16 protein-coding genes are annotated in these 17,307 nt (G+C 53.1%); 14 read left to right on the top strand and 2 right to left on the bottom strand.

Annotation, left to right across the window (positions count from 1 at the left end; all coding sequences use genetic code 11):
- Nucleotides 1-15 precede the first annotated feature (15 nt).
- The 3 genes from AC0YNV_RS21145 to AC0YNV_RS21155 all read left to right on the top strand — a co-directional run bounded on the left by AC0YNV_RS21145 (nt 16) and on the right by AC0YNV_RS21155 (nt 2,672).
- Nucleotides 16-753, top strand: coding sequence for a hypothetical protein (locus AC0YNV_RS21145; RefSeq protein WP_475769778.1), 738 nt, complete (start codon nt 16-18; stop codon nt 751-753).
- 16 nt (nt 754-769) lie between these two features.
- Nucleotides 770-1,876, top strand: a complete 1,107-nt coding sequence (locus AC0YNV_RS21150; RefSeq protein WP_210042921.1) for a toxic anion resistance protein — start codon at nt 770-772, stop codon at nt 1,874-1,876.
- A 241-nt stretch (nt 1,877-2,117) separates the two neighbouring features.
- Nucleotides 2,118-2,672, top strand: a complete 555-nt coding sequence (locus tag AC0YNV_RS21155) for a hypothetical protein (protein WP_475769779.1) — start codon at nt 2,118-2,120, stop codon at nt 2,670-2,672.
- Nucleotides 2,673-3,098: 426 nt separating this feature from the next.
- Here the strand turns inward: AC0YNV_RS21155 and AC0YNV_RS21160 are convergent, their stop codons facing one another.
- Nucleotides 3,099-3,614, bottom strand: a complete 516-nt coding sequence (locus tag AC0YNV_RS21160; protein WP_475769780.1) for a hypothetical protein — start codon at nt 3,612-3,614, stop codon at nt 3,099-3,101.
- A gap of 215 nt (nt 3,615-3,829) precedes the next feature.
- Here AC0YNV_RS21160 and AC0YNV_RS21165 point away from each other — a divergent pair, with 215 nt between their 5' ends.
- Nucleotides 3,830-4,168 (top strand): YrdB family protein, encoded by a 339-nt coding sequence (locus AC0YNV_RS21165; protein WP_475769781.1) that lies wholly within the window; start codon nt 3,830-3,832, stop codon nt 4,166-4,168.
- A 26-nt stretch (nt 4,169-4,194) separates the two neighbouring features.
- Here the strand turns inward: AC0YNV_RS21165 and AC0YNV_RS21170 are convergent, their stop codons facing one another.
- Nucleotides 4,195-5,331, bottom strand: coding sequence for a transglutaminase domain-containing protein (locus AC0YNV_RS21170; protein WP_475769782.1), 1,137 nt, complete (start codon nt 5,329-5,331; stop codon nt 4,195-4,197).
- A gap of 189 nt (nt 5,332-5,520) precedes the next feature.
- Here AC0YNV_RS21170 and AC0YNV_RS21175 point away from each other — a divergent pair, with 189 nt between their 5' ends.
- From AC0YNV_RS21175 to AC0YNV_RS21220, 10 genes are all read left to right on the top strand, one after another.
- Nucleotides 5,521-6,165 carry an SOS response-associated peptidase gene (locus tag AC0YNV_RS21175; protein WP_475769783.1) on the top strand — a complete coding sequence of 215 codons (645 nt, stop codon included), beginning with the start codon at nt 5,521-5,523 and terminating at the stop codon, nt 6,163-6,165.
- Between the two features lie 225 nt (nt 6,166-6,390).
- Nucleotides 6,391-7,062: a response regulator transcription factor gene (locus AC0YNV_RS21180; RefSeq protein WP_475769784.1), complete on the top strand. Its 672-nt coding sequence runs from the start codon at nt 6,391-6,393 to the stop codon at nt 7,060-7,062.
- 20 nt (nt 7,063-7,082) lie between these two features.
- Complete coding sequence (locus tag AC0YNV_RS21185) at nt 7,083-8,408, top strand: sensor histidine kinase (protein WP_475769785.1); 1,326 nt, start codon at nt 7,083-7,085, stop codon at nt 8,406-8,408.
- A gap of 118 nt (nt 8,409-8,526) precedes the next feature.
- Entirely contained in the window at nt 8,527-9,402 is an 876-nt protein-coding gene (locus AC0YNV_RS21190) for a carbohydrate ABC transporter permease (protein WP_475769786.1), read from the top strand.
- 13 nt (nt 9,403-9,415) lie between these two features.
- A complete protein-coding gene (locus AC0YNV_RS21195) occupies nt 9,416-10,381 on the top strand; it encodes a carbohydrate ABC transporter permease (protein ID WP_475769787.1) in 966 nt (321 codons plus the stop codon).
- 114 nt (nt 10,382-10,495) lie between these two features.
- Complete coding sequence (locus tag AC0YNV_RS21200; RefSeq protein WP_475769788.1) at nt 10,496-11,650, top strand: efflux RND transporter periplasmic adaptor subunit; 1,155 nt, start codon at nt 10,496-10,498, stop codon at nt 11,648-11,650.
- Between the two features lie 58 nt (nt 11,651-11,708).
- Nucleotides 11,709-13,115, top strand: a complete 1,407-nt coding sequence (locus AC0YNV_RS21205; RefSeq protein ID WP_475769789.1) for an ABC transporter permease — start codon at nt 11,709-11,711, stop codon at nt 13,113-13,115.
- 6 nt (nt 13,116-13,121) lie between these two features.
- The gene (locus AC0YNV_RS21210) at nt 13,122-14,507 is read left to right on the top strand and encodes an ABC transporter substrate-binding protein (RefSeq protein WP_475769790.1); all 1,386 of its coding nucleotides are present in this window, start codon (nt 13,122-13,124) and stop codon (nt 14,505-14,507) included.
- 118 nt (nt 14,508-14,625) lie between these two features.
- Entirely contained in the window at nt 14,626-15,336 is a 711-nt protein-coding gene (locus tag AC0YNV_RS21215) for an HAD family hydrolase (RefSeq protein ID WP_475769791.1), read from the top strand.
- 216 nt (nt 15,337-15,552) lie between these two features.
- Nucleotides 15,553-17,304, top strand: a complete 1,752-nt coding sequence (locus AC0YNV_RS21220; RefSeq protein WP_210042869.1) for a methyl-accepting chemotaxis protein — start codon at nt 15,553-15,555, stop codon at nt 17,302-17,304.
- Nucleotides 17,305-17,307: the final 3 nt, after the last annotated feature.

A 17,307-nucleotide genomic window follows, 5' to 3' on the forward strand; every position in this document is an offset into this window, starting at 1 on the left:
GGGGGTTTACGGTATATGCTTTTCAGATCCAATATGCTTATTGCTGCAGCGATCGGTTACGTCGCAGCTGTTGTAACCAGTCCGCTCGTTCCGGAGCTGGCGTCGCTGCTCATTCCCGTTATAGCCGCAATCATCGGCAGCCTGCTGCCCAAGAGGAAGAAGCGGAGCAACAATCCCGCCATTTCTCCTGAATTTTTGCCTGATGCTTCCTTGAAGCCGGGCGACTCTCCTTCCAACCCCCCGGTCCGTCAGGCTGGCAGTGAACCGTCCTCCGGGGAACCGCGCGCGTCCGCACCGTCACCCTTCTCTGATCAGTCCGCTGCCGCAAGTGGAGGACATAGACAGGAAATCGGTCCCGAATTTGCCCCTGTTGTGGAGTACCTGGAGGTACTGGAGGATATGGTTATATCCGAAGGCCAGAAGAACGCGCTGGACGATGAGATCGTCCTGAAATCTCTCGCCCTGTTCGCCAGGCTGCAGCGGATTATCCCGCTTCTGCAGGAGCTTAAGGACAGCAATGTGAACCATACGGTCAAGCGACTGATTCTCAAAGATTTGAACGGCATTTTGAATCCTTTTCTGCGTTTGGGCGGCGAAGCCAAGACCCGCAACCGGAGGATGCTGCTTAACGGCATTAAGGAAGTGGATACGAAAATTTCCGATATTGTCTCCACCATCGAGCACAAGGATTTGCTTGAGCTTCAGACCAAGGCAGAGCTCATTCACCAGCGGTACAGCAGTTCCGAATTATAAGAGGAGGGGTTAACGAATGGCTGCTCAACTTGTAGAGTTAAAAAAAGAAGACCAGCAGAAAGTTGCTGAGGAAGCATCGCTGCTGATTCAGAAGGTCGCTCATACGGATACGCTGGAGCTGGACTCCCTGATGGACGAGATTGGCAAGCTGGGAGCCAAAACGCAGGAAAAGGCCGGGCAAACGCTGAAAATGCTGGACCGTCCGGTTAATGACCTGATGTCCGGCGACCGCGCCGAAGTATCGAACATGATCTTGAAGCTGCGCAGTGAATGCGAAAGCCTGCAGCAGAGCAAGAATGTCAGCCTCTTCGGCAAGCTGCTGCGCAAGAGCCCGCTCAAAAATTATGTCTACAAATACCAGAGCGTCCGCACCAATGTCGACACGATCGTCGCCGGTCTGCGGGACGGCAAGGATTCGCTGGAAGAAAATATTATCAATATGCGCCAGCTGAAGAAATTGGCGATCGCGGAGATTTACAATCTCCAGACCAAGATCGCTTTTGGCAACAAGCTCAAGCATCTATTTGAAGCGGAAATCGCCAACCCTGCGCGCGAATCGCGCAAGCCGCAGCTGGAGCGCGGGCTCCGCAAGGTCGTCACGCGGATTCAATCGATGACCGAGATGATCATGCTCTATAATCAGGCGATTGCCGCAACGGATATTATTAACGACAATAACGACAAGCTGATCGATTCCGTGAGCAATGCCATCGACAAGACCGTTAATCTGATCACGGTGTCAGCGATGATAGCGCTCGCCCTTAATGACCAGGAGAAGGTCATTGCGGCGGTGGACGCCACCAACCGGACGATAGAGGAGCAGTTCAAGGAAAATGCCAAGCTGCTGAGGGCGACGACGGAGAAGACGACTGAGCTCTTGTCCAAGCCTGCCATGTCGATGGAATCCGTCAATCAGGCGATTGGCGACCTTGTAGCGGCTCTGGATGCCTCGGAGCAGTCGAACCGCCGCATTATTGACAGCTGTAATGATTACACCACACGCATGACAGCCATCAATGGCCAACTGAGCGACCGTCTCGGTCTGTCTCAGGGGGAAGCTCCCGTACCAGGCGGCGTCAAAGATATTGCTGCGTCCAAAGAGGCGAGCAGCTTTCTTGAATAGTGCGGCAAAACCGCATTCTGCGGATGGCGGCGCAGCTCGCTTCATCCTTACTTTCCGCCGCGGTTGATCCACTTTCACTGCAGCTTGCCCGGCTCTTGAGGGCGAGCTTTTTTTTGTGCGGCTGACCGGAAACGGATGGCGGAGGTTCTCTCCCTTTACCCTTTGTCCCTGCTGTATTTATGTGGATCATTTTGGTAGAATAAGTGACAAGATACCATGTGAAAAAAGGGGGAGAAGTCCGATGCTGGATTTTTCTTTTGAGCTGATAGACGATTCCATTATTAATATCCATTATCAATACGGGAGCACTGTATTTATCTTTACTCTGTTTATGCGCGATGAAGAGTGGACGCTGCACCCTTTTGACGGCATTCTGCTGCAAAATAAGGAAATGTGCGCGATCGTGGTGACGGATCTGCTGAAAAACAAGGATTTTCATGTGCTGTTGGCCCGTGAGAATATTACGCTGTCCGCGCTCCGAACGTCAATCGATCTGCGGCCGGAGGGCTCGGATGAATACACCAAGCCTTCCCCCCAGCCGGGGCGGGATGAGAAGACTGATTTTATCGAAGCGCACAGCTTTGAGGAGGTCCTCCAGCTGGAGAAGGAGATGGTGCAGGAGCGCATCGCTTTTTTTCAGGATATTATACAGCGGATGTATATGGACGGCTATGGGCCGGAGGATAATGAATTCAACAAGGTGCAGAGCCTGATCCGGATTTATAAGGAGACCTATGAGCGGCTCGGGACGCTTGACGATCTTGATTTCAAAGGGAAGCCGGGCAAACGGTGGTAGGTACCCGCGTATAATTGTTCTCTCGCATGGTGAAACTATTCATATTGCTAGACTCACTGACATAGGATAGAACATCCGATGTCGAAGAGGAGAGGTCCTATGGGTGTTTCACTTATCATTGGCTGCTTGATTGCGGTTCTGCTGGTCGTCGCCAGCAGTGAGAAAGCAGAAGCGATTGCAGAGCTGAATGATTGAATCGAGGATTGAAACAAAAAAAGGGACTGCTCCAGGGTGTCATGAGAATGACATTCCGGAGCAGTCTCTTTTCGTCGAGATATCAGAAAGGTTAGAATTCCCCATACTTTGCTTCTATTTCCGAGGAAAAAACTTGCTGTGCCGGGAAAGGACGGCGAAGCCGTTTCTTCTTGATTAATCGACAGGGCGGCAGGCACCCGGTTTCTTCAAATAATCACGAGCCGGTAAGCTTCAATAGGTGGAGTTGTCGTCGGATTTTCTTTTCAGCATCAGCAGAACACCGGCTACAACCAGGGCGACAGCCGCTGTCGTTTGTCCAATGAAGTGAAAGCTGAAGATCGTTCCCAGCGTGAAGGCGACAAAGAAGATGATGGAGGCGCTCCCGAGAATGAACACCGGCACAAGCATCCAGCGGTTTCGTTTGCCGAACCAGTAGAATTCAAACAGTCCGAACGCTACAGCCAGCGGGAAGCCCGGCCACATATAAGCCCAGCCGTCGAACAGCATGGAGATCTGGCAGACGATGCCGGCCCCGAACAAAATGCCTCCCGGAATTAACAAGCCGATCCCCCTGCGCTCTGTCGCATAGAAATACATCCAGTGAAACAGCAGCCCAAGCGGAATAACGAATAAACTTGGCCAGAAGTAAGCCATGACCTTGCCTGGTCCCATGACGTTGTCCCGGCTTGTGAACAGGAATATTCCGACCAGGACCAGCAGTGCGCCGAGTGGTGCTTTTTTAGACATAATCTTTTCCTCCGTTCGTTTTATTAGGCTTCCTAGATCGTACCATAGATATCTTTATTGAAAAATATGCTTTAGGATGATTTCTTCTCGGTCTTCAGACTGAGGCAGCCGGCCGAAAGTTATTGACGGTTTAATAACCATTGGTTATATTATTACCAACGGTTATTAAACCTGTGCCAACAAGTGTCCATCTCAAATGAAAGAAGGCTGCTCTTATGATCATTATTCAATCTGTACTGCTGCTTGTGTTGTTCCTGGTAGAGCTGGGTGCTCTGGCCGCATTCGGATATTGGGGCTTTCATATTGACAAAGGGTTACTCGTGAACGTCGTTGCGGGGATCGGCGCTCCGCTGGCGGTTGCCATCCTGTGGGGATTGTTCATCGCCCCCAAAGCATCCATTCCTGTCACTCCTCCGCTACGCGCTGCGCTTCAGATTATCGTATTCACGCTGGCGGCAGCGGCCTTATACACAGCAGGGCAAAAGCAGCCTGCCGCTGTATTCCTGATAATCGCATGGGTGGATTGGGCGCTGGTGCTTGCGTTGAAGCTGTGAATCCATCAGTCTCCTGTCACTTCCGGTTATTTCCTTCTGGTCAGAGTGACGGTAACCAGAACATCCGCGCTTGAAGGACTTCTTGTATAGTCGGAGTAAGAATAACTGTACCTGGAGATGTTGTTCGTACCGCTGAACGCCTTCTTGATGTCGGCGGCGAGCGTTCGTTTGTTCGTATAGCGAATAGTGAAGCTGTTCTGATTTGCTTTGATGGCATTCGCGATAAAGCCCGATAGATCGGCGGCATTACCGGCTGTATGGGCGGCTTCCATATAATGCAGGCCCAGCGTTTTTTTCAGATTTTGATAGAAAGCCGCATTGCCGGCATCCGACTTCCTTTTCGCATCGAGTGTGGCTTCGAACAAAGTAACGGCAGCCGGATAGGAGGCGGATTTGTTCCAGGTGTGCGAGGCTTTCATTTGAGCATCCGTCAGGTTGTAATAATCATACATAATTCGTCCGGGCTTATCCGGAACCGGGTCATTCCATGTGGTATCCAGATGGTACCATTTTCCGTCCAGCTTGACCAGATTCCACGTATGCAGCTGACCCCCCGCATTCCCTTCGATAATTTTATTCTCAATGCCCGCCTGCGACAGCATCTTGAACGCGAGCAGCGCATTGCCCTGGCAGACTGTCTTCTTATTGCCAAACAGACCGGCGTACGCGGAGTACTGCCTGAGTGTCGTATCATAGGACAGATTGGATTCGATCCAGTCGTGGATCGCTTTTTCCTTCTGAAAATCATTCATATTCCGGGTAATGATTTTGCCCAGAACCTCCTTAACCTTCAAGCTCACCTGATTGGACTGAGCCTGGGTTTCCCAATATTCAAACGTATAGCTTACGGTTGTCTTGCGGCCGTCGGTTGAGGCGGCGTACCGGTACTGCCTGGTGCTGTAGTGAAGATAATCGTTCGCATTGTGAATACGCCGGAGGATGCTCTCCAGCTGATCCATTGCAAAGGTGCCGCCCGTATAAACGATGCTGTATGCGGCAGGTTTCCGGAGCATCGCGGCTCCCAGCTTCTTCTCATAGTCTTGGATAGTAGCCGCAGAATCGCCGGCGGCGCTGGCCGCATCACCCCGCCATAAAAACATCATCAGCCCCAAACCGAGTAGTGAAATGAACGTTGATCCTCGCCTGCCGTATGGAGAATTCATCACTGCCCACCCCCGCCAATAACTGCTTCAAACCTTTGCATGCCTTCAATAGTTGTCCTTTATTATATCGACCGAACTTTTGAAACATGAAGAATTCTTGTGCGATAAAGCAAATTTTCGTGTTCTCGTACATGGAATGGGGGATATAGGCAAATACTAGTCAAAACATGAAGAGGTAGGTGATTTTGCATGTGCCAATCTATTTCCATTATGGCTGACGCTTCTGAACTGACGGATCGCTTTCAAATCGACCAGGTGATATACCATACGGCAAACCGCCGTGAAATCAGACCGACGGAATCGCTTTCCGCCATATTCGAGCACAAGGAAAACCGGGTCATGGATGAGTGCCGCTGGGGACTGATGCCTTTCTGGGCCAAGGATTCGTTATGGATGGACAGCAGGACCATGCTGTGGAAGCCGATATTCGACCGTGTTGTGAAGAAACAGCGCTGCGTCATTCCATGCAATGGCTTCTACCTGAGCAGAACGGTTGGCAAGGAGACGGAAAGAGTCAAAATATCGATGCGCAGCGGGACATTCGGAATCGCTGGTCTGTATGATGTATTCCGCTCAGCCTCCGGAGGGGAGATGCGCACCTGCACCCTGCTCATGACCCGTGCCAATGCCCTTGTTTCTCCATATCAGGAGCTTATGCCCGCAATTCTGGAGCAGGAGGACATGGACAACTGGCTGAAAAAGGATGGGGTAGAGCTCTCGCCGCTGCATCCTATGCTCCGCTCCATGGACGTCATGCGCATGCTGAGCATTCCGCTTTCTGCCACGGGCAGCGACAAAGTCGAATTTGATTCTCCGCGTCCCGAGGTTATATAGCGTATTGCCGCCATAGATCAGGCTCTCTGTCTTCTACATTTTGTAGAAGGGGAGGGCCTTTTTTTCATACAAATTTCAGTATTCTCCTGTAAGCTGAGTGCAAGAAGAGCCTGACCTGCGGCCGGCATGACCATCTTGTTATTGCGTCTGTGTCCCTGTTATTGGCCAGGCTATTATACTGGAGCCAGGCATGGAATGGACTGACGTAAGGGAGGAGTGCAGCGTTTGAGAATATTACTGGTTGAAGACGATCTCAGGCTTGGGCCTCTGGTGGAGTACAAGCTTGCCAAGCAGCTTCACTCGGTTGATTGGGTTACGGATGGAGGTATGGCTCTCGACTATATGGAGGCCGCCCGCTATGATCTGTTCATCCTGGACTGGATGCTGCCGGGAAAAACCGGTCTGGAGCTCTGCCAGGAAGCGCGGAGCCGGAATTTGCATACGCCGATTCTGATGCTAACGGCACGGGATGCCGTACCGGACCGGGTAAGCGGCTTGCTGTCCGGGGCTGATGATTATCTGGTCAAGCCCTTCGCATTCGAAGAGCTGCTCGCACGCATTCAGGTGCTCGCGAGGCGAATAGAAACGGATTGGACCAGCGGAATTTACCGGATCAGCGACCTGGTTGTCAATATGCAGACTTTCGAGGTGCTCCGTCAGGATATTCCGGTTACATTAACCAGACGGGAGTTCCAGCTGCTCGCTTATTTGGTGATGAACGCCGGACAGGTGCTGAGCCGGCAGCAAATCATGGATCAAGTGTGGGGCTTGTCCGCAGATGTAACGCCCAACGCCGTTGACGCGACCGTCAAGCTGCTGCGCAAAAAAATCGACGGACCCTATGAATCCAAATTAATTCAAAGCATCCGCGGCTTCGGTTTTCGGCTGATCAAATAAATGTTAACCAGGGGGCTGCCATGTTCCAGAAAACACGCAATATGCTGGCGCTCAGCTACGGGGGCATTATCGCTATCATTCTCATCATTGTGGCGCTGGCTTATTACCTGCTGCTCAGCCACACCTTGAAGAATAATGTGTCTACGCAGCTGAAGCAGGTCTTTACCCAAGTATCGGGTCAGCTCGATGCAGTATCGCTCAAGACAGGTCTTAGTATCCCGGAGCTGCTGCAGCTGACTTATCCCAAGATGGTGGCGTTCAATTGGAGCTTTCTTGAGCTGGATGAATTCTGCATCGTGGTCGATCCCGACGGACAGCTTCTGACTTCTTCTTATAAGCAGAGCACGAATGGAAGCATACCGACGGAAGACATTCTCGCATGGTCCAAAACAGATATTTCCAGTGGCGGTTTGAATGCGCTCACGGATCATCATACGCCGGAAGGCAGGGATTTCACCACGATGCTTGTACCGCTGGATAAGAGCACGGTGGATTACGGCTATTTGTTCACGGGCAAGGAAGTCACGAGCAATCAATACGTGCTCAATCAAATGCGGATGATTATGATCATTCTAGGTGCGGGGCTGCTTGTCATCGCTTCGGGAATCGGCTATGTATTCGCAGGACGGGCGATGATTCCGATCCGGCAGGCATATAAGCGGCAGCAGGAATTTTCGGCGGACGCTTCCCATGAACTTCGGACGCCGCTTGCCGTCCTTCATTCGTCTGTGGAGGTCATCGGGGAATACAGGGACAGATTGCCGCCTTTTCAACAGGATGTGCTGCAGAAGATGGAGGAGGAAATCAGCAGAATGACTCAGTTGGTTCAGGGACTGCTGACATTGTCCCGCAGCGATTCCGAATATCCGCAGCTGCTGCTCGAGCCGTTCGAGCTAAGAGCGATTGTGGCGGAAGCGGTAGAAATGATGCGCCCGCTTGCGCTTGGCGCAGGAGTACGGCTGTATTTTGAAGATAAGCTTGCAGCTGGTGCTTCAAGCAGCTTTCATGGAGACAAGGCAAGGGTCAAGCAGCTTGTGATCATTCTGCTGGACAATGCGCTGAAATACAACAGGCAGGAGGGGACAGTCATGATCCGGCTGGAGGCGGGCGGCAGCGAGGGCTGGAAGCTGACCGTGTCGGATACCGGGACCGGCATTCCCGCGGATGAGCTTCCGCTTATATTCGAGCGCTTCTACCGGGCGGATAAGGTACGTTCCCGCAGTACAGGCGGAATGGGACTCGGCTTGTCGATTGCGGCATGGATTGCCAAAGCGCACGGGGGAAGAATCACGGCGGAAAGTGAATACGGCAAGGGCAGCCGGTTCATTGTTATTTTGCCCGGATAAGTATAAACAAACAGCGGGGTTGTGCGTGAGTTTCACGTGCGGCCCCGTTTTTTCATGGTTGTTTCATAAACGGCGGATAAGCTGTGGGTAGTCGCAGCAGGAAAGGGGGTGATTGCTTATGGCACAGCGCCGGAGCCGGGGGATAAAGGAATTTGTCGCGGTCAATTTGTTTCTGGCACCCAGTCTGATCGGCTTCTCGGTCTTTTATCTCTTCCCCTTTATGGTTGGCTTCCGTTATTCGCTGTTTGACAGTCCTATTGACGGTTCATTCGTCGGCATACAGAACTATCTTGACCTGCTGGCTAATCCCGTCTTCCGGCAGGCGGCCCGGAATACGCTCCTCTTCACAGGCATCAGCGTTCCGCTTAATATGCTGCTGTCGCTGGGCCTTGCCATGCTCCTGAACCGCAAGTTATATGCCCGGAACTGGCTGCGGATCGGATTTCTGATACCGCTCGTCGTTCCTGTCGCTTCGGTTGTGTATGTCTGGCAGATGCTGTTCGATCTGAACGGCTCCCTCAATGGCATCCTTGCCGGATACGGGATGGAACCCCGCGATTGGATGGAAAGCGGCTCGGCGATGGCCGTTGTGATCGTCGTCTATTTATGGAAGAACATCGGCTACAACATGGTGCTGTTTCTGGCGGGGCTTCAGAACATTCCCGCCGATTACTATGAAGCGGCGTCCATGGATGGTGCGGGGAGCTGGAAAAAATGGGCATCCATTACACTTGTGTATCTGACGCCGACGACGTTCCTTGTCTTCATCATGTCGATCATCAACTCGTTCAAGGTATTCCGGGAAACGTATCTGATCGCTGGAGATTACCCGAACGAGAGCATTTACATGCTGCAGCATTTCATGAACAATATGTTCAAATCGCTGGACTATCAGAAGCTGACCTCCGCCGCGTTCTTAATGGCAGTAATCATTGTGCTGCTCGTGCTGTTGCTGTTTATGGCGGAACGCCGCATTGGCAAATCGATCGGTTAGAGGAGGCGTGAATGTGGGGAAATTGGAGGCGGACCCAGCTGGTCATAGGATCATCATCATTGCGGGGCAAAAGCGCTGGAAGCGTCGGATTGCGGTATGGGCCGGCGGAGGGGGGGCCATGCTGCGCACGATTCTCCTGGCGTCGGTGGTTGTGGCATTCATGATTCCGCTGCTGCTGACCTTTACGAATTCACTGATGACCGAAAATGAAATCTCCACGCATTATTCCGCGATATCCGGCGGCGCAGCGGTCCTGGATGACTCCTCTTCGGGCGGAGACAGATTTGTGGGCATGCCGTTCATTCCCGACCGGATCACGTTGTCGCAATACTATACCGTTCTGATTGAGAAGCCGCAATTTCTGTTTATGTTCTGGAATTCGCTGAGAATCGTCGTGCCGATAATTGCCGGACAAATCGCCATAGCCTCGCTTGCAGGGTATGCGTTCTCCCGTTTCCGCTTCCGCGGCCGGGAACCGCTGTTCTTCCTGTACATTGTGATGATGCTGATGCCTTTTCAGGTCACGCTTGTACCCAACTACATCGTTGCCGACCGACTGGGCCTGCTGAATTCATACTCATCTATCGTGCTTCCTGGAATATTCAGCGCATTCGGTGTATTTCTGCTCAGGCAGTATATGAGCTCGATCCCCCATGCATATGCCGAAGCCGCCAGAGTGGATGGGGCTGGGCACTGGATCATCTTCAGGCGGGTGATCGTGCCCATGTGCAGACCCGGGATGGCGGCGCTTGCGATTCTCGCGTTTGTCGACAACTGGAACATGGTGGAGCAGCCGCTTATTTTTTTGCAGGATGCCATCAAGCAGCCCTTGTCCGTTTATCTGTCCGTCATTGGAGCGGAAGAACGCGGTATCGCATTCGCCGCTTCTACTATTTACATGCTGCCGATGCTCCTGTTGGCCTTGTACGCGGAGAAGGAGCTGGTGGAGGGCATTCAGTTGTCCGGCATTAAAGGGTAACCTCTGCCGCTGGGTTGTTTTTCAAACCTATGCTTGCAACGTTTTGCCGGGCAAAGCGGGGTTTAAGCTTACGAGTAATGATTTTGCCCCGTGCAAAATCGAAGGAGGTTCAATATGCAGCTGCCGGAAATAGCCGGTCCGCTCCCGGCATCGCCCGGACGGTCCGGCAAACGATACCTGCGCAAGGTAATCTTCTTGTTCATCGTTGGCATTGCATTGCTTACACTGTTCTCAAACACGCTGCTGAATTACTCGGTTCCGCAGGTTACGCTGCAGCAAGCGGCGCCAGGTGCGCTCCAATATGTGATTTCCGGCTCTGGAGCTGTGGAAGCGGCGCAGACTCATGATCTGTTTACGAGTTCGGTCTGGCCGGTCAGTAAGGTCTATGTCCAGACCGGCGACCAGGTCAAAAGCGGGCAGACGCTTGTCACATTCGATACCAGGGCGGCCAGGGAGGCGCTGGAGGACGACCGGACGCGGTATGAGCAGCGGCAGATCGCGCTTGAGAAGCTTCAGGAGCAGTATATCGAAGCCCAAAGAAGCTCGGAAGGACAGCTTATCCGAACGATTTCGCTGGACATCAAGAGCATGCAGCTTGATTTGGAGATGATGGAGAGGCAGATATCCCGCCAGGAGGACTCCCTTCAGCAGTCTTCCGTCATCAAGGCTCCTATAGATGGAATTGTCATTGAGCTGAATGCGGACAGAGGCGCTGCGGTTCAGGCAGGGATGGCGGCCGTCCGGCTGGCCGATCCCGCCGCTGGCCAGCGCATTACGCTTCTGCTCGATTCAAGTCAAGCCGACCGGATCAGTGTCGGCGATCAGGCGGAGGCTGTCTTTGAATCGCTCGATAATGCGCGTATTCCCGCAGAGGTAGCGATTGTCCGTGCTCCCCCCGTTTCCGGGACGGCCGGATCAGCCGCAGAGCCCGCAAGCGGCAGGAAGGAGGTTGTCCTCACATTGAAGGACGAGCGGCTGAAGGGTGGAGAAACCGGAGAATGGACGCTTGTGAAGAAGATGCAGCCGTCCGCCATGCTTCTGCCCAGCGGTGCTATTCGCGAGGATGCCGACGGAGAATTTGTGCTGCTGCTGAAGGAACGAAACGGTCCGCTCGGCAGCGAATACTTTCTGCAGCAGGCAGCTGTGGAAACCGGAGATCAGGATGAAACAAAGACAATTGTGGTCAAAGGAATCACTCCCCGGGACCAAGTAGTCGTATCGAGCAGTAAGCCAGTGGCAGACGGCGACAGGGTGCTTGCTGCGGAGTAGCCCGCGGACCGCAGAGCGAAGGGCTATGCGGGATGACTATGAGAAGGAGGCCCATGCGATGCGCCGTACACGCTTGGCTTCTTGGATTGTTTTTGCAGGAGTGCTGCTCCTGATGTCAGGTGCGGGATTATCGACTGCCATAATCCACAGCTGGGAAGAGGCAAACGGAACACAGAAGCTTGACAGGTTAACTGTTCGGGTTAATCCCGAATCCGCTTCAGCGGCTTCTGCCGATCCAACGGGCTCCGCCGGATGGGCGCTTCGGCAAATGGAGAGCATCGCCGCTGCCTGGGCACCCTTGCCTTCATCCTGGTCGGCAAGCAGATCCGATACGATTGCCTATGGGCAAGTGTCGGTGACCGGAGATGTGATTGGCGTCAGCGAGGATGACGGCCTGTTCACGCAGAGATGGATCAGATCCGGCAGTCCGGTTACGGAAACAGCCCTAACGGGGCACAGCAGAGTGGCGGTGCTTGGTACGGAAATGGCGGAGAGGCTCTTTCGTTCTACCGATGTAACAGGGGAAAGCGTTGAGATCGGCGGTACTGCATTCCATATCGTCGGTGTGTTTGAGGAGTCCTCTTCACTGCTGCGCAGTATGACGAATGACAGCAGACCGGACATAATCGTACCGGTTACCACCCTGCTTGACCTTTACCCGGGGCTTTCCATACAGGAGATGCGCATTGCTGCTGACAGCGGGTCCTGGATCGCCGACGAAGACAGGATTAGACAGCTGCTTGCAGCAGCAGGCAGCCGATCCGATTCCTTTGTGATCGACAGCGACGTGCAGGAGCACCGGTGGATTGCGCAAAAAACACAGCTCCTGCTGTTTGCTGCAGGAGTTGGAGCCATGGCTGCCGCCGCGAGGGTCCTGATTCTCCATCTGAGCCAGGCTTACAGGCGAATTCAAGCGTCATTGGTCAAGGATGATTGGATGGATGTGCTGCGGAGCAACCGTCTATGGCTGCTTGGAAGAACCGCGACTGGTTTAGCTCTGGCAGCAGGTATCGGCATGATGTGGCTGCTGATCCGTTTTCCCCTCTATCTGCCGACTGAAATGATTCCCGACCGCTGGATCGATTTATCGTTCTTTCGGGATTTGCTCGGCCAGCGGTTTCTGGCTGTTGCCAATCAGGCGGGAGCGGTTTCGTACGATGGGCAGACGCTGATGCGGCAGCGGGTCAATGAACTGGTTAGCGGCCTTGCAGCAGCCGGTCTGCTGGCAGGCTTGCCTTTTATATGGATCGGAATCAAATTATGGAGATCTGCCGGACTCGGCAGCGGCAGTATGGCCGTTCGAATCTTCCTTTACATTCTGGCAGCGCACCTGGTTATGCTCGCTGCAGCCAGGCAGGCGAATATTGAAATCATAATATCCCCTCACGATCCGATCATTTTATGGGGATGGTTACTAAGTGTTGCCGGGTATCACCACCAAATAACGATCAAGAAGGAGTGGTAATTCAGGATGTCCAGTCCAATGGTTATAACCTTTCGAAAACTTGCCATGAGTTTGGTTGTACTGTTCCCGCTTCTGACAGCAGCATGCAGTACAGCGAATAATGAACCGTCGGTGCCTGCGGGGGACACAGCGGGACCGGTATCGGCGGACCCCATTGTTCTGACGATCGCCGTCCAGTCGAATGAGCCTTTTTTTGACTCGCTGAAAGCGGCATTCGAAGCTTCCCATCCGGGAATCGAGGTAAATTTCAAAGAGTATGTCGCGATGCCGGGCGATAAAACCGCCGCAGGTGCATCAGCGCAGATTCAGCGGGATATGGATAAATTCGTATCGACGGTCACGACGGAGCTGGCCAGCGGCAAAGGTCCGGATATGCTGGTTACGAACTATTTGCCTTATAAGAAATACGCAGACAAGAATATGCTCGCCGATATCGGCGTAATGATGAACAGCGATCCCGATTTTAAGCTGGACGATTACTATGCCAATGTGTTCGATACCTTGAAATATAACGGTAAATATGTGACGATTCCAACCTCGGTGCAGTTCACCAACCTGTGGATCGGCGACAGCTCGGCCATCGGACAGAGCGATGTGGGCGACAAGGATTGGAGCTGGCAGCAATTTATCGACCGGGTCAAGCCGCTCGTTCCGTCAGGGGGTTCGGCCATCAGCCAGATGCCGGCAGATACGCTTCTGCAAACGATGCTGAACCCCGGCATCGGACAGTTCGTCGATCAAGAGGCCGGGAAGGCCTCATTCGATGGGGAGGCATTCATCCATTTGCTCAAGCAGGCGAAGCAGATGGTTGATGATGGTATGGTCGCCCCGGATGCGGGGACCAATTTGAATTTGTTTTTGCCCTATCCCTTCCGGTATTTGAGCGATCTCATCACGATTCCTCAAGTGATGCTGGGTGCTGAGGGGGCGGTTTACAGAGCTCCGGGCGCAGCCCCCGGATATGCTTTCCGCTCTAATTTGACCCTCTCGATTAATGACAAGTCGCCCAACAAGCAGGCGGCGTGGGAATTTTTGAAATTCATACTGTCTGATGAAATTCAATCCAACAGCTCAAGGAGCGGCATGAGAGGGATGCCCGTAAGCAAGAAGGCATTCCACGGCCTTCAGGAGGCGCTCAAGCAGCAGGAAAACACCGGCGCCACGAGCAAGAAGACATTGGACGGGCAATCGATTGTGATTGAACCGCCGACAGATAAGGAAATCGACAAGCTGGAGAGCTACATGACCGGTATTAATGCTGTTCAGGAAACAGACAGCAAAATCGCCGAGCTGATTGCAGGCGAGACCGGTCCATTCTTCAAGGGACAGAAGAGCGCGGAGGAAACCGCAGCCGCTATCCAAGGCAAGGTCACCACCTACTTGAATGAATAAGTGAGGCAGCACTTATCCGTTTCCGCTGTTTGCCGGCAGGCCTGCCGAACCATTGGTGCCGGGCTTGCCTTGTCCTGTATAATGTACTCAGTCAGTGCATGAAGAAGGAGAACAGGCAATGGAAACAGCTTTACGGGGGATCAAGGCGGTGTTCTTTGATCTTGATGATACGCTGTATGATCAGATGCAGCCGTTTCGCGATGCGGTGCATCATATGCTGCCGCAATTGGAAATGGCGGAACCAGCAGCGGAAACTTTATTTCGCAGGGTACGGCATTACAGCGACCGCTTATGGGACAAGTACAAGGCGGGGGAGCTCAGTCTTGAGGATGTCAGAATTCAGCGGCTTACCCTTGCCTTCGATGAGCTGGGGCTCGGACTGGATAATGAGCAAGCTTCGCTGCTGCAGAGAGACTATGAACACCGGCAGCAACATATCAGCCTGTCCGGCGGAGCGGCGGAACTTATCGGAGCCCTGCAGCAGAAGGGAATCGATACGGGCATTATGACCAATGGGCCTTACGGGCATCAATGGGGCAAAATCCGGGCATTAGGGCTGGATCTTATGATCCCGGAGGATCGGATCTTTGTGTCCGATGCACTGGGAATCGCGAAGCCGGACCCGGAGGTTTTCCATCATATCAGCCGTCTCATCGGTCAGCCTCCGGGAAACTGCCTGTACATCGGCGATGCCTGGGTGAATGATGTCACAGCTTCAACAGCTGCCGGCTGGCGCGCGATATGGCTCAACCGGAGAGGCGGTAATCCTGAGGACGCCATTCATAAGCCTGTCCGGATTGTGGGCGACCTCCGTGAATTAATTATTTAATATTCTAAAAAAACGGTTTGAAAGATGCAGCTGAGCCTGCGCTTTTCAAGCCGTTTTTTATGAGAAGCTGCATCGGGGGTCACGCGCTTCTGCCAAAATAACATAAAATAATCATACTTCTAACCAAATTATAGCGAAAAATATCGAAATTAATCGAAATAAATAGTAATATATAGGACATGAGATCTATATACCGTCCATTAGGAGGAGAATATCATGATTCCGATAAAGAAAAAAAGGAATTTATCGATTCGGGTCAAATTAATTCTGGTTTCGCTGCTGCTCCTGCTGACTCCTGTTCTTGTACTGGGCATTATCAGTTATCAGGTTTCGTTCAAGGAAGCGGATTTGTTGATTAAAAAAAACCTGAGCAATAGCGTCCACATGGCTATTGAAATGACGGAGGCCTTGTCACAGCAGGTGAAACAAGGCGGCATGACGCAGGAAGAAGCTGAGGAGAACATGAAGCAGCTGCTGCTGGGGCCGAAGGAAGGCGATACGCGGCCGATTAACGCCAATATCGATATGGGGGAGAACGGTTATTTCTTCGTGCTTAATGAGAACGGGGACTTATTGGCGCATCCCCTTCTGGAAGGCCAGAATATAGCCGAGAAGCAAACGAGCGACGGATTCTTTTACATAAAAGATATGATCCAGAAGGGACTGAGCGGCGGAGGATTCTCGACCTTCTTGTGGCCGCTCCCGAATTCTGCCAAGGAAGCGGAGAAAATCGTCTACGCCGAGGCAAGTCCCGAATGGGGCTGGATTATTGCGGCAGGGTCTTATATGCAGGATTATAACAGCGGCCAAAAGCATATCCGCGATACGATTATTATTACGCTGCTGTGCTGCTGGGTAGCGGGCGTTGTTGTCATGACACTGTTTGCCCGCCATATCTCCCGGCCGGTTCGAAAGCTCGCTGCACAGGCCAGAGTGTTTTCAACCGGAGATCTGCGGACAGCAGACCTGAAGGTAGGCAACAAGGACGAGCTGGGTGAGCTTGCTTCATCGTTCGAGGCGATGTACACCAATCTGCGGCAGCTGGCTTCGGGGCTGCTGAAGGGCTCGGATTCTTTGTCGGCTTCCTCCCGCGAATTAAGCGATGCGATTGAGCAGACGACACAGGCGACGGATCATATCGCCGAATCGGTGCTAAGAAGCGCGACAAGCAGCGAAATGCAGGCGCGAAGCATCAAGGAGAGCTCGATGGCGATGGAAGAGATGGCATCAGGCATTCAGCGTGTGGCCTCGACCTCTGCCGCGGCATTCGAGTCATCGACCTTGACGCTGGAAGAGGCCCGGCAGGGCAATCTGCTTCTGGAGCAAAGCACGGAGCAGATGGCCGCTGTGAATATGACGGTCGATGAGCTGGCTGTCATCGTGACCAGGCTCGGTGAGCGCTCGCACCAGATCGGCGAGATCGTTGAGGTTATCACCGACTTGTCGACGCAGACGAATCTGCTCTCGCTGAACGCTTCCATAGAGGCGGCGCGCGCTGGTGAGCAGGGCAAGGGCTTTGCGGTCGTGGCGGGTGAGGTCAAGAAGCTGGCCGAGCGTTCCAAGGAATCGGCGCAGCAGGTCGCGGAGTTGATTCAAACGATCCAGGGCGATATCGGACAAGCGGGCGTTGCGATGGAGAAGGGCGAGCGGGAAGTCCGGGAGGGAACAAGGTCGATCCAGCATACCAGCGAAGCGCTGACGCGGATTCTGGATGCGACGCAAAGTGTTGTGGATCAGGTGCAGGAGAGCTCGGCCGCCGCAGAGCAGATGTCCGCGAGCTCGCAGGAAATTGCCGCCTCGCTGCAGGAAATAGACCGTATATCGGAGCAAAGCAATACACTCGCTCACGGCATTTCCGATTCTACGGAGAAGCAGTTGGCCGCAATGGAGGAGATTGGCGCTTCCGCTGAATCACTAAGCGGCATGTCCAAGGAAATGCAGGAGCTGGCCCACCGCTTTAAGCTGTAATGA

The organism is Paenibacillus sp. JT31N11 (assembly GCF_056269285.1).